The 12,873-nt window shown below is 73.3% G+C and carries 11 protein-coding genes; 6 read left to right on the top strand and 5 right to left on the bottom strand.

Features of this window, described 5'->3' with window-relative positions:
- Positions 1-94: 94 nt before the first annotated feature.
- Positions 95-790, bottom strand: coding sequence for a TerB family tellurite resistance protein (locus ACGFZK_RS18110; protein ID WP_393849855.1), 696 nt, complete (start codon positions 788-790; stop codon positions 95-97).
- Between the two features lie 160 nt (positions 791-950).
- Here ACGFZK_RS18110 and ACGFZK_RS18105 point away from each other — a divergent pair, with 160 nt between their 5' ends.
- Positions 951-1,709, top strand: a complete 759-nt coding sequence (locus ACGFZK_RS18105) for an SDR family NAD(P)-dependent oxidoreductase (RefSeq protein WP_393849854.1) — start codon at positions 951-953, stop codon at positions 1,707-1,709.
- A 120-nt stretch (positions 1,710-1,829) separates the two neighbouring features.
- Here the strand turns inward: ACGFZK_RS18105 and leuA are convergent, their stop codons facing one another.
- On the bottom strand, positions 1,830-3,593 hold the full coding sequence (leuA, locus tag ACGFZK_RS18100; protein ID WP_393849853.1) for a 2-isopropylmalate synthase: 1,764 nt from the start codon (positions 3,591-3,593) through the stop codon (positions 1,830-1,832).
- A gap of 366 nt (positions 3,594-3,959) precedes the next feature.
- On the opposite strand from leuA, the gene ACGFZK_RS18095 reads away from it, so the two are divergent.
- The 4 genes from ACGFZK_RS18095 (at position 3,960) to ACGFZK_RS18080 (ending at position 7,017) form a co-directional block, all read left to right on the top strand.
- On the top strand, positions 3,960-5,036 hold the full coding sequence (locus ACGFZK_RS18095) for a M4 family metallopeptidase (RefSeq protein WP_393849852.1): 1,077 nt from the start codon (positions 3,960-3,962) through the stop codon (positions 5,034-5,036).
- 9 nt (positions 5,037-5,045) lie between these two features.
- Positions 5,046-5,315: a protealysin inhibitor emfourin gene (locus ACGFZK_RS18090; RefSeq protein ID WP_393849851.1), complete on the top strand. Its 270-nt coding sequence runs from the start codon at positions 5,046-5,048 to the stop codon at positions 5,313-5,315.
- A gap of 51 nt (positions 5,316-5,366) precedes the next feature.
- Positions 5,367-6,185, top strand: coding sequence for a GNAT family N-acetyltransferase (locus tag ACGFZK_RS18085; protein ID WP_393849850.1), 819 nt, complete (start codon positions 5,367-5,369; stop codon positions 6,183-6,185).
- A 163-nt stretch (positions 6,186-6,348) separates the two neighbouring features.
- The gene (locus tag ACGFZK_RS18080) at positions 6,349-7,017 is read left to right on the top strand and encodes an SAM-dependent methyltransferase (RefSeq protein WP_393849849.1); all 669 of its coding nucleotides are present in this window, start codon (positions 6,349-6,351) and stop codon (positions 7,015-7,017) included.
- Positions 7,018-7,108: 91 nt separating this feature from the next.
- Here ACGFZK_RS18080 and era read toward each other — a convergent pair whose 3' ends face one another.
- The 3 genes from era to ACGFZK_RS18065 form a co-directional block, all read right to left on the bottom strand.
- The gene (era, locus tag ACGFZK_RS18075) at positions 7,109-8,059 is read right to left on the bottom strand and encodes a GTPase Era (protein ID WP_030384631.1); all 951 of its coding nucleotides are present in this window, start codon (positions 8,057-8,059) and stop codon (positions 7,109-7,111) included.
- Positions 8,060-8,958: 899 nt separating this feature from the next.
- Positions 8,959-10,251 (bottom strand): beta-xylosidase, encoded by a 1,293-nt coding sequence (locus ACGFZK_RS18070; RefSeq protein WP_393849848.1) that lies wholly within the window; start codon positions 10,249-10,251, stop codon positions 8,959-8,961.
- A 114-nt stretch (positions 10,252-10,365) separates the two neighbouring features.
- Positions 10,366-11,394, bottom strand: a complete 1,029-nt coding sequence (locus ACGFZK_RS18065) for a GlxA family transcriptional regulator (protein ID WP_393849847.1) — start codon at positions 11,392-11,394, stop codon at positions 10,366-10,368.
- Between the two features lie 71 nt (positions 11,395-11,465).
- Between ACGFZK_RS18065 and ACGFZK_RS18060 the strand changes: the two genes are divergently transcribed.
- On the top strand, positions 11,466-12,740 hold the full coding sequence (locus ACGFZK_RS18060) for an MFS transporter (RefSeq protein WP_393849846.1): 1,275 nt from the start codon (positions 11,466-11,468) through the stop codon (positions 12,738-12,740).
- The last annotated feature ends 133 nt before the right edge of the window (positions 12,741-12,873 follow it).

Below are 12,873 nucleotides of genomic sequence, written 5' to 3'. Positions count from 1 at the left end.
GAAGGCGATTTCGGACGGATCCGGACCCCCACCGCACGCGAACGGCCCCGCGCCGGTTCCTCGCGCGGGGCCGTGCGTGTCTGCGGGTGGCGGCTCAGGGAGCCCGCACCGCCGAGAGCAGCCGGGTGACCTCGGCCGTGTCGATCCGCAGCGCCGCGCCGACCGTGGCGAGCACCTCGCGCTCGGCCGGGGTGTACGGGCCGTCCGCGAGCGCGATACGGGCTCCCTGGAGCAGGATCGATTCGCGGCCCGGCCCGGCCAGGTGCGGGGCCAGCGGCTCCAGGGCCTCGTGGAGCTCTATCGACAGCGCGGCCCCGCAGCACTCGGGGACGTCGTACAGCCCGAGCCGGCCCTCGTCCGTGGACAGCGCCTCCACGAGGGACTCCAGCTGCTCCTCGGTGCAGTCCTGGAAGCCCGCGGCCCGTACGGCGCTCACGGCGGCCTCCAGCGCGCTGCGCGAGGCCGTTCCGCCCGCGGTGAGCACGGCCAGCGCCACGGTGTGCACGGCGTCGCGCAGGAGGGCCGTGAAGCGCGTCGTGGTGAGGTGGTCCAGGACGTCGGTGCCGAAGCGCGCACGGCATCCCTGGCACTCGATGACGGGCCCGGCCTGCCCGCGCGGCAGCAGCGGCACCCCGAGGACGGTGAACCGGCGTCGTCCGGTGCGCCGGCGGTAATTGCGGTCCCCACCGCAGGCGGGGCAGAAGAACTCCCCGTCCCCCACGGTGCTCCAGGTGGTACGGATGCCCCAGACCGTCAGCTTCCGGCCGTCCCCACCCCGAACTGGCAGCACGTCGCACCTCCGTAACCTTCCGGCAACATCGCCGGGTTGGCGTGATGTTAGCCACATCGATGGGGATGCGTCAGTCGTGTGACAAGACAACATGTGCCGGAACCAGGACTTGGCCGGTCTGCGCCCCCCGCGTCCCCCGGTGCCCCCCAAGGTTCGCCGCATGAACGAGAAGTCCTGTCTGGTCACCGGCGCCGCGAGCGGGATCGGCCGGGCCACCGCCCTGCTGCTGGCCCGCTCGGGGGCCCGGGTGACCGCGGCCGACATCAATGGCCCCGGGGTCGAGTCCCTGCGTACGGAACTGGCCGGCGAGGGGTGCGCCGTCACCGCGGTCGCCGGTGACGTCGCCGATCCGGAGGCCAATCGCGCGATGGTCGCGGCCGCGGTCGAGGCGTACGGACGCCTGGACGTCGCCGTGGCGAACGCCGGGGTGCTGCCCCTCTCCGACGTACGGGAGACCAGTCCCGAGGGCCGGGACCACGTCATGGCGGTCGACGGCCACGGGATGTTCCTGACCTGCAAGTACGCCATCGAGGCGATGACCGCGCAGCCGCGTCCGGGCGGGGCCCTGGTCTGCGCGTCCTCGATCTCGGGCGTGGCCGGGCAGGCGCGCCAGGCCGCGTACGGACCCGCGAAGTTCGTGGCGTCGGGGCTGACCAAGCACCTCGCGGTGGAGTGGGCCGCCCACGGGATCCGGGTCAACGCGGTGGCACCGGGAACCATCCGTACGGAGCGGGTGATCGCGCTGAAGGACGAGCCGGGCGGGCCGGAGTACCTGTCGGAGATCGCGGGGGCGCACCCGATGGGCCGGCTCGGAGAACCGGAGGAGGTGGCCCGGGTCATCGCCTTCCTCGCCTCGGACGCGGCCTCGTTCGCGGCGGGCGTGATCCTGCCGGTGGACGGCGGCTACCTGGCGCGCTGAGCCCCCTGCGCCCGTCCTGACCCCGCCGTGCCCCCGCCCTGCCCTTCTCCGGGCCGGCGCGGGTACGACGGAACCCCGCCCCCTCCGGCCGGGGAGGGTGCGGGGTTCCCGTACGAGGGGTCAGCGGCCCGCGCGGTTGACGGCGGAGATGACCGCCTTCAGGGAGGCGCGGGTGGTGTTGGCGTCGATGCCGATGCCCCACAGGACGCGGCCGTCGATCGCACACTCGATGTACGAGGCGGCCACGGCGGAGGCGCCCTCGCTCATGGTGTGCTCGGTGTAGTCCAGCAGGCGGGCGTCGATGCCGATGCCGGCCAGCGCGTCGAAGAAGGCCGAGATCGGACCGTTGCCGGTGCCGTTCAGGACCGCGTCCACGCCGTCCACGACCGCCTCGACGGTCAGCGTGTCCGTGCCGTCCTTGTCGGTGGCCGTCGAACCGGAGCGCAGCTGGATGCGGCCCCACGGGTTCTCGGGGTTGGGCAGGTACTCGTCCTCGAAGACCGACCAGATCGCCTTCGGCGTGACCTCTCCGCCCTCGGAGTCGGTCTTGGCCTGGATGATCCGGGAGAACTCGATCTGCATGCGGCGCGGCAGGTCCAGCTTGTGGTCGTTCTTCAGGACGTACGCGATGCCGCCCTTGCCGGACTGCGAGTTGACCCGGATGACGGCCTCGTAGGAACGGCCGACGTCCTTCGGGTCGATCGGCAGGTACGGGACCGCCCACTCGATGTCGTCGACGGTCTTGCCCTGGGCGGCCGCGTCGGCCTCCATGGCGTCGAAGCCCTTCTTGATGGCGTCCTGGTGGGAGCCGGAGAAGGCGGTGTAGACGAGGTCGCCCGCGTAGGGGTGGCGCGGGTGGACTTCCATCTGGTTGCAGTACTCGCTGGTGCGGCGGATCTCGTCGATCTGCGAGAAGTCGATCTGCGGGTCGACGCCCTGGGAGAACAGGTTCATGCCCAGGGTGATCAGGTCGACGTTGCCGGTGCGCTCGCCCTGCCCGAACAGGCAGCCCTCGATGCGGTCGGCGCCGGCCATCAGGGCCAGCTCGGCGGCGGCGACGGCGGTGCCGCGGTCGTTGTGCGGGTGGACGGAGATGCAGATGTGCTCGCGGCGGGTCAGGTTGCGGGCCATCCACTCGAAGCGGTCCGCGTGCGTGGAGGGCGTCGAGCGCTCCACGGTGGCGGGCAGGTTCAGGATGATCTCGCGGCCCTCGGCCGGCTGCCAGACGTCACAGACGGCCTCGCAGACCTCCAGGGCGAAGTCCAGCTCCGTGTCGGTGAAGATCTCCGGGCTGTACTGGTAGCCGAAGGTGGTCTCCGGGCCCAGCAGCTTGTCGGCGTACTCCATGACCAGACGGGTGCCGTCGACGGCGATCTGCTTGATCTGCTCCTTGGAGCCACGGAAGACGACCCGGCGGAAGGTCGGGGCGGTCGCGTTGTACAGGTGCACGGTGGCGCGCTTGGCGCCGACCAGGGACTCCACGGTCCGCTCGATCAGGTCCTCGCGGGCCTGGGTCAGTACGGAGATGGTGACGTCGTCCGGGATCGCGCCCTCTTCGATGATGGAGCGCACGAAGGCGAAGTCGGTCTCGCCGGAGGAGGGGAAGCCGACCTCGATCTCCTTGTAGCCCATGCGCACCAGCAGGTCGAACATCTCGCGCTTGCGGGCGGGGGTCATCGGGTCGATCAGCGACTGGTTGCCGTCGCGCAGGTCGGTGGAGAGCCAGCGCGGGGCCTTGGTGACGCGGGCGTCCGGCCAGCTGCGGTCCGGGATGTCCACCTGCTCGTACCGGCCGTACTTGTGGATCGGCATTCCGGAGGACTTCTGGCTGTGGGTCGCGTTCGTGATGGGCGTGGGGCGACCGACAAAAGGCTGCTGGCTCATGGCGTTGGGCTCCTCGCGTGTCCGCGTGTAGTTCGCTGGGACGGCCGACGGCGGTCGTAAAAACCGCAACACCAAACTCCGCGGGGAGGGGGTCGGCCTACGACTACAGACCCTCGCCGCGGCAGCTAAGGAGAAGCAGCCCGAAACGCATGATGGGCCGAGCCTAACCGAGCCGCGCCGTATCGCGAGGACCTGTTTCAGTATGCAAGACCCGGGTGTCCGATTTACACCAAATGTGAGCTAAGCCTCTTCGACTCCCTCCAGGTCGGGCGGTTTCGTCAATCCGGCGCCACCGCTTTCAGACAAGCGAATGAATCATGGTCGCAGGTAGTGACAGCGTCATGACCCACTGCCACATTGCCGGGCATGGATGCCTCCCACGCTCACCGCCATCACCCCGTCTTCTGCACCGTCGTACCGCCGCACCTCCTCGACAAGGCCGCCCGGTCCGGGGACTCCCGCCGCGCCGATCTCGCCCAGCGCACCCTCGAACGCGACTCCCTGCTGCGCACCCGGCGCCGGGTCACCGCCGTCCGCGGGATCGTCCCCACCCTCGCCGTGTCGGCCTCCGACGAGCCGGACCGGACCGTCTACGACGCCCAGCACCGCACCCGGCTGCCCGGGAAGAAGGTCCGCGGGGAGGGCGACCCGCTGAGCGGGGACGCCACCGTCAACCGTGCCTACGCGGGGCTCGGGGCGACGTACGAACTGTTCCTGAAGGGCTTCGGGCGGCGCTCGATCGACGACGCCGGGCTCGCACTGGACGCGACCGTCCACTACAGCGAGGACTACAACAACGCCTTCTGGGACGGCCAGCAGATGGTCTTCGGCGACGGGGACGGGGACCTCTTCCTCGATTTCACCGTGTCGGTGGACGTCATCGGGCACGAGCTGACCCACGGGGTCACCCAGTACACGGCGAACCTGACCTACCACGGGCAGTCGGGCGCCCTGAACGAGTCGATGTCCGACGTCTTCGGCTCGCTGATCAAGCAGTACTCCCTGGAGCAGACGGCCGAGCAGGCCGACTGGCTGATCGGGGCCGGACTGCTCGGCCCGAACGTCACCGGGGTCGCGCTGCGCTCGATGAAGGCGCCGGGCACCGCGTACGACGACGACGAGCTCGGCAAGGACCCGCAGCCGGCGACCATGGACGACTACGTCAGCACCCACAGCGACAACGGCGGCGTGCACATCAACTCCGGCATCCCCAACCACGCCTTCTACATCGTGGCCACCGAACTGGGCGGCAAGGCCTGGGAGCGGGCCGGGCAGATCTGGTACGACACCCTCACCGGCGGCGAGCTCGCCGAGAACGCGGACTTCGCGGACTTCGCCCGGCTCTCCACGGCAGCGGCCGTGACCCGGTACGGGGACGGCGGCGCGGAGCACCAGGCCCTCCAGAAGGCGTGGTCCGCGGTGGGTGTCCCGCTCGTGGGGTAGAGGGCTCCCATGCGGATTCAGGTGGTACGGACGGGCGGCTTCGCGGGCATCGAGCGCCGGGCCGAGGTGGACACCACGGGCCGGCCGGACGAGAACGAGTGGCAGGCCCTGGCCCAGCGCGCGCTGCGGCCCGGTCCGCCGGGCCATCCGGCGGACCGGGTACGGGACGGCTTCTCGTACCGGATCACGGTGGACGGGCGGACGGTGGCCTGCGAGGAGCCGAACCTGTCGGAGGCCCAGCGGGCGCTGATCTCGCGGGTGCTGAAGGAGGGTGCCTGAGCGGCCCGGAAAGCAGGTGCCCCACCGGCGCCGCTTTGTTTTGATGGCCGGATGACCGACCACATGATCGATTCGAAGCTGTCCGAGCTGGAGCGGTACTACGACACGGTGCCGCGGGTGGGCGGGGCCCGCGCCGAGGACTTCGGTGCGCTGACCCTGTTCGTCCAGGAGGGCGCGGGCTGGCCGTACTACGCGCGGCCCGCGCTCGGCGGCCCCGCGGCGACCCCGGCCGACGTACAACGGGTCCTGGAGCGCCAGCGGGAGCTGAAGGTGCCCGAGGCCTTCGAGTGGGTGGCCGAAACCAGCCCCTCGCTGCGGGCCGCGGTGGAGGCGGCGGGACTGCATGTCCACGCGCACCCCCTGATGGTGCTGGACCCCTCGGCCGAAACCCTTCCCCCGCACCCGGAGGTCCGGCTGCTCGGCGCCGACGACCCGCTCCTGACCGCCGCGGTGACGGTCCCGGCCCTGGCCTTCGCGGCTCCGGGAACGGCGCTGGGCGAGGCCGGCCCCGCGGAACTGGCCGCGGCGATGACGGATCCGTCGGCGGAGGAGGGCCGGGCCCGGGTGTCCGGAAAGCTGGCGGCGGGCACCACGGTCATGGCCGCGGCCGTCCGGGACGGCGTGGTGCTCTGCTCGGGCCTGTACAACCCGGTCGGGGACGTCGCCGAGGTCGTGGGCGTCGGCACCCTCCCGTCGGCCCGCCGCCAGGGCCTGGCCCTCGGGGTGACGGCCGCGCTCGTCGCCCGAGCCCGTGCGCGCGGGACCCGTACGGTCTTCCTCTCGGCCGGCGACGAGGACGTGGCCCGCGTCTACGCCCGCATCGGCTTCCGCCGGGTGGCCACGGCCCTGATCGCCGAGCCCCAGGACTGATCCGCCGGCTCGGACCGCTGCGGGAAGAGCGCAGGGTCCCGGCCCCGGCCGGGACCCTGACCCCGCCGGAGTCCTCTTTGCCGGGTCGGCAACAAAGTTTGCCGTAGGTCGCCCGGTGGGCGGAGCATCGGCCGCACCGGCACCCGTACTGGAAGAGGAACCCATGACCGAGCACGCCCACACGCACACGCACTCCCACCACCCGGCCGCCGGGGCCCCGGCGGGAGAGGAGTTCTGGGACGGCCGCTACGGGGAGAGCGACCGGATCTGGAGCGGTGAGGCCAACGCCATGCTGGTGCACGAGGTGTCCGGCCTCGCCCCGGGCCGGGCCCTGGACCTCGGCTGCGGGGAGGGAGGCGATGCCGTCTGGCTGGCCCGCCGCGGCTGGACCGTCACCGGGACCGACATCTCGGGGGTCGCCATCGGCCGGGCGGCCGAGCACGCGGCGGACGCCGGGGTCGCGGACCGCATCTCCTTCGCTCGGCACGATCTGACGGAGTCCTTCCCGGAGGGGGAGTTCGACCTCGTCTCGGCCTGCTTCCTGCACAACTACGGGGACTTCCCCCGTGACGCCGTCCTGCGCACGGCCGCCTCGGCCGTGGCCCCCGGCGGCACCCTGCTGGTGGTCGGCCACGCGGGCTGGGCGCCCTGGCAGGAGGACCGGGAGGAGGCGCACTTCCCCACGCCCGAAGAGGTCCTCGCGCAGCTGGAGCCGGTCACGGCGGGCTGGGAGGTGCTGCGCGCCGAGGAGACCGAGCGGGTCCAGGACCAGCCCGACGGTACGCCGGGGACCCGTACGGACAACGTGGTGCGGGTGCGCCGGCCCGCGTAGCAGGACGGACGCGACGACGAACGGACGCGGCCCCGGGTGGGGGCCGCGTCCGTTCGTCGTCGCGTTGGCGGTGGCGTTGTGGCGTCGCGCCTCAGAAGCCCAGCTTGCGCAGTTGCTTGGGGTCCCGCTGCCAGTCCTTGGCGACCTTCACGTGCAGGTCGAGGAAGACCGGGGTGCCGAGCAGCGCCTCGATGTGCTTGCGCGACTTCATCCCGACCTCCTTCAGGCGGGAGCCCTTCGGGCCGATGATGATGCCCTTCTGGCTCGGCCGCTCGATGTAGACGTTGGCGTGGATGTCGAGCAGCGGGCGGTCCGCCGGGCGGTTCTCCCGGGGGATCATCTCCTCGACCACGACGGCGATGGAGTGCGGGAGCTCGTCCCGTACGCCCTCCAGCGCGGCCTCGCGGATCAGCTCCGCGACCATGACCATCTCGGGCTCGTCGGTGAGGTCGCCCTCCGGGTACAGCGGCGGGCTCTCCGGCAGCAGCGGCGCGATCAGGTCGGCCAGCAGCTGGACCTGGGTGTCGCCGACGGCCGAGACGGGCACGATCTCGGCCCACTCGAAGCCCAGCTCGGCGCCGAGCTGGTGCACGGCGAGGAGCTGCTCGGCCAGCTGCTTGGACTCGACCAGGTCGGTCTTGGTGATGATGGCGATCTTGGGGGTCTTCTTGATCCCCGCGAGCTCCTTGGCGATGAACTTGTCGCCGGGGCCGAGCTTCTGGTCGGCCGGCAGGCAGAAGCCGATGACGTCGACCTCGGCCCAGGTGGTCCGGACGACGTCGTTGAGGCGCTCGCCGAGCAGGGTGCGCGGCTTGTGCAGGCCGGGCGTGTCGACGAGGACGAGCTGGGCGTCGGGGCGGTGCACGATGCCGCGGACGGTGTGGCGGGTGGTCTGCGGCCGGTTGGAGGTGATCGCGACCTTGGTGCCCACGAGTGCGTTGGTGAGGGTCGACTTCCCCGCGTTGGGGCGGCCGACGAAGCAGGCGAACCCCGCACGGTGCGGGGCGGTGGACTCGGGGGAACGATCGCTCATACGGGCCATTCTCCCCGATGCGGCTCCCAGCGCCGACCAGATCACCACGGCGAGGGCCGCCAGGGCCGGGAGCGAAGGGTGCTCGGCGAGGTCCGCACCGCCCTGAGCTGTGGTTCCGTCGGCCCGGGCGCGCACCGTGACCTCGGCCCATTCCGCTCTGGGCGCGCCCTCCCAACGGGCACTGAGCCGTACTTCCTGACCCGGCAGCAGCTCGGCGGGCAGCCCGCCGAGCTCGCGGCCGAGGAGCGTGCGGCCGAGGACTCCGGTGGCGGTGAGGGTGGCGCGGGGGCGGAGGGTCACATTGCCGATGTTGTGGAGCGTGTACGAGACGTCCGCGCCGGAGCCGCGCCGGTGCACGGTGACCTCCCGGACGGTGAGGGCGGGGGCGGTGGGCCCGGTCACGCGCAGGTACAGCCGGGCGGCGACGGCCTGCTGCACGCCGATCCCCGCGCCGGCGGCGGCCCCGGAAGCAGACCGGTCCTCCACGGCCACGACGGCGCCGGGGTGGTCCCCCGGTTCGGCGCGCTCGGGGACGGTGACGGTGAAGGCGACGGCGACCGACCCCCGGGCGGGTACGGTCACCCGCTCCCGGTCGAGCTTCGCCCACGCCGCGGTGGCCCGGCGCGGCTCGTCGGGCCCGCGCACGGCGAAGCCGCCGTCGCGGGCGGTGTTGTGGGCGTCGGCGGCGTAGAGCCGGAAGGTACGGGGCCGGTCGCTGCGGTTGGTGAGGGTGACGGCGTCGGCGACGGCCTGGCCGGGCGCGGCGGAGAGGTAGAAGCAGGGCCGCTGCCCGACGGCGTTCGCGACGGGCAGGACGGACCACTGGCCGTCGTCGGCGGCGGTGGCCGTCCCGCCGGGCCCGGCGAGAACCACGGCGCCGAGCAGCAGCGCCGCCCGCGTCCACCCCCTCACGACAGGGTCAGCGTCAGGACCGCCGTGTACGCGCCCGGTGGGGTGTACGGCGGCACCTGCAGGGTGACCGTGGCGTCGATCGTGAAGGTGCCGCCGACCTGCGGGGCGTCGGGGGTGGAGGCGAGGAGCGCCCCGTCGGGTCCGACCACGCCCGCGCTGCCCGGCGTACAGGTGCTCCGGCTGCCGGCGGCCGCCACGCACCTCGGGGTCCACGACAGGGACGCTCCCGGGATGCGGATCCCCCCGGGTCCTGTGAAGTCGGTGACCTTGCCGGTCAGGGACCAGCCGGCCGGGCCGCCGCGGGCGTCGGTGACGGTCACCGTCCCGATCCGGCCGGGGGCGGCGCCGCCGTCGCCGTACGGCACGGCGCCCAGGGTGATGCCCTCGCCCGTCTGGGTCATGCCCAGGGCGCCCGGCTCGACGGTGGCCGTGACCTTCTGGGTGCCGGAGGGCGCCGCGGTGACGTTGATGACCGTGTACGCGGCCGGGCCGGAGCCCCGGCGCGCCGACCAGGCGGCGCCCTCGTAGGCGATCACCGCGGTGGTGGCCCTGTCCGTGACCGGCAGCTCCACCAGGGCCGCGCCCAGCTCGTCGGCGGTGGCGCTCACCCGGTCGGCGGTCTCGGCGGCGCCCGCCCGCCCGGCGACCGTCACGGCCGCGCCCGGTGGGAAGCCGGCGGCGGTGACCGTGACCTTGGCGCCCGCTCTTCCGTGGGCGGCGGCGAGGAAGACGCTGCGGAGGTTGGCCGTGGGCAGCTCGGTCGCGGTCAGGCGCGCGGAGACGGGGACGGCGGACGGGGCGTCCGCGGTGCAGGTGGTGTCCAGGTCCAGCAGGTGGCTGGTGTGCAGGGTGTAGCCGCCCGGGGCCAGGGTGGTCCCGCCGGGCGCGGTGACGGTGAAGGTGCCGGTCATGGTGACGGCGGGGAGGTCCGCGCCCGCGGGGACCGGGTCGTTGCGCTTGGCCCCGACGACGGTGACCTCGCCGCTCTGGGCGCCCGCCAGCAGGATGCGGCCGGTCGGGGTCAGTACGTCGGCGGGCAGTGCGCCGCCGACCGGGTTCGAGGCGGGGGTGCGGAGCACCTGGTAGGTGACGGTGACGGTATCGCCGACCTGCGGGGCCGGGTTGTCGACGGTGATCCGGGCGGTGGTCGGCCCGTCCGCGGGCGGGAGCCCGGCCTCCTGGGGCGCCGTGCAGTGGGTCGGGAAGTCCACCTGGCCCGGGGGCGCCTCCCCCTCGGCCGCGGCGGGTGCGCTCAGCGAGCTCCCGGTCGTGGCCGCCAGGACCGCCATGCCGACGGCCGCCGGCCATCTCCGCTTCCGCGCCCCTGTTCGCACCGCACGCCCCCTGGGGTCCTCGCGCCCGCCCTGCGCAGGGGGTCATTCACGAGCGGGGGGCGGGAGAAGTCAATGCACGGGTCCGGCATCAACTGATGACCCATCAGATACTGGCAGATTGCCCGCCGCCCTGAAGGTGCGGCGGTAGGCGGTCGGGCTGACCCCCAGGGCCGCCTGCACGTGCTTGCGCAACGACTGGGCCGTGCCGAAGCCGCTGTCCCGCGCGACCCGCTCCATCGGCAGGTCCGTCCGTTCCAGCAGCTGCCGGGCCCGCTCCACCCGCCGTCCGACGATCCACCGGCCGGGGCTGACCCCCGATTCCTCCCGGAAGCGGCGCGTGAAGGTCCGCACCGACATGGCCTCCTGCCGGGCCAGGTCGGTCAGCCGGAGCGGCTCGTCCAGCCGGTCCAGCACCCACGCGCGGGCCGCCGTGGTGGTGGCGAGCTGTGGCTCCGGCATCGGGCGCGCGATGAACTGAGCCTGCCCGCCCTCCCGGTGGGGCGGTACGACGGTCCTCCGGGCCACCTCGTTCGCGACGACCGCGCCGTGGTCGCGGCGCACGATGTGCAGGCACAGGTCGATTCCGGCGGCGACCCCGGCCGAGGTCAGCACGTCCCCGTCGTCGGTGTAGAGCACGCCGGGGTCGACGCGGACGGCCGGGAAGAGCCGCTGGAAGTGTTCGGCGGAGGCCCAGTGGGTGGTGGCGGGGCGCCCGTCCAGGTACCCGGCGGCGGCCAGGACGTAGCCGCCCGTGCAGATCGCGACGAGCCGGGTGCCGGGCCGGATGTGCGCGAGGGCCGCGGCCAGCTCGCCGGTCAGCCTGCCCTCCTCGTACACCGGGCCCAGCTCGTACGAGGCCGGCACCACCACCGTGTCGGCGGTGGCCAGCAGTCCGGGGCCGTGCTCGACGTGGATCTCGAAGTCGGCGTCCGTGCGCACCGCCCCGGGGGCGAGCCCGCACGTGAGGATCTCGTACAGCGGCCGCCCGGCCGGATCCTTGGCCCGCCCGAAGATCCGGTGCGGGATGCCGAGCTCGAAGGGCAGCAGCCCGGTGAGTGCGAGGACGACGACCCGGTGTGCCTTCTGCTGCGACTCCATGGCCCGATCGTAGCGAAGCATGACAGTCAGGCCACTTTCGTACGGGCCCCGGCCGGCCGGAAGCTGTCGACGTGCACCGAACAGCCCCCGCCCCCGCCCCCACGGCCGCCCCTCGGCAGGCCGCCCGTATCCACCGCGCCTGGTTCGTCGCCGCCGTCGCCTTCGTGACGATCATCGGCGCGGCCGGCTTCGCGTCCCTGCCCGGACTCCTCATCGAGCCGCTGCACGCCGAGTTCGGCTGGTCGCGCGGCACCATCGGCCTCGCCGTCTCGGTCAACCTCGCGCTGTACGGGCTCACCGCGCCCTTCGCCTCGTCGCTGATGGACCGCTTCGGCATCCGCCGGGTCGTCGCCCTCGCCCTGCTCGTCATCGCCTGCGGCGCACTGGCCACGGTGTGGATGACCGCCCCCTGGCAGCTGGTGCTGTGCTGGGGCGTGCTGGTGGGCCTGGGCAGCGGCTCGATGGCCCTGGCCTTCGCGGCGACGGTGACCCACCGCTGGTTCACGGCCCGGCGCGGCCTCGTCACGGGCATCCTGACCGCGGCCGGGGCCTCCGGCCAACTGGTCTTCCTGCCGCTGCTGGCCTGGCTGGTGGACCACCACGGCTGGCGCCCGGCGACGGTGACGGTCTCCCTGGCGGCGGTGGCCGTCGTCCCCTTCGTATGGCTGCTGCTGCGCGACCACCCGGCGGACGTCGGGCTCGCGCCGTACGGCGGCACGTACGCGCAGAGGCCTGCCCCGGCCGCGGGTGCGACGCGGCGGGCGCTGAAGGTGCTCTTCGACGCGGCGCGTACGGGCCCCTTCTGGCTGCTGGCGGGCACCTTCGCGATCTGCGGGGCCTCGACCAACGGGCTGGTGCGGACCCACTTCGTCCCGTCGGCCCACGACCACGGCATGCCGGTGACGGCGGCCGCCGGGCTGCTGGCGGTGATCGGCGTCTTCGACATCGTCGGCACGGTGGCGTCGGGCTGGTTCACGGACCGCTTCGAGTCCCGGCGGCTGCTGGCCGTCTACTACGCCCTGCGCGGGGTCTCGCTGCTCTTCCTGCCGATCCTGCTGGCGCCGTCGGTGCGGCCGCCGCTGGTCTTCTTCATCGTCTTCTACGGCCTGGACTGGGTCGCGACCGTCCCACCGACGATCGCACTGTGCCGCCAGCACTACGGGGACGACGGCGCGATCGTCTTCGGCTGGGTCCTGGCCTCCCACCAACTCGGCGCGGCGGTGGTGGCCTTCCTGGGCGGCCTGGCCCGCGACCTCACGGGCTCGTACGACGTGGTCTGGTACGCCTCGGGCGCGCTGTGCGCCATGGCCGCACTGATGGCGATGACCATCCGCCCCCGCCGCTAGCCGCGTTCAGCCTCGCCGGCGTTTGTGGCGCGGGGTCTGGGGCGGCGCCCCGGGAAACCCGGCTCCGCCGGGCAGGGGGGGGGGGGCGGGGGGGGGGGGCGGGGGGCGCGGGGGGGGGGGGGGGGGGGGGCGC

This window comes from Streptomyces sp. NPDC048257, from assembly GCF_043201855.1.
Lineage (GTDB): Bacteria > Actinomycetota > Actinomycetes > Streptomycetales > Streptomycetaceae > Streptomyces.
The sequence above is the reverse complement of the archived record's forward strand: the minus strand, read 5'-3'. Positions and strand labels throughout refer to the sequence as shown.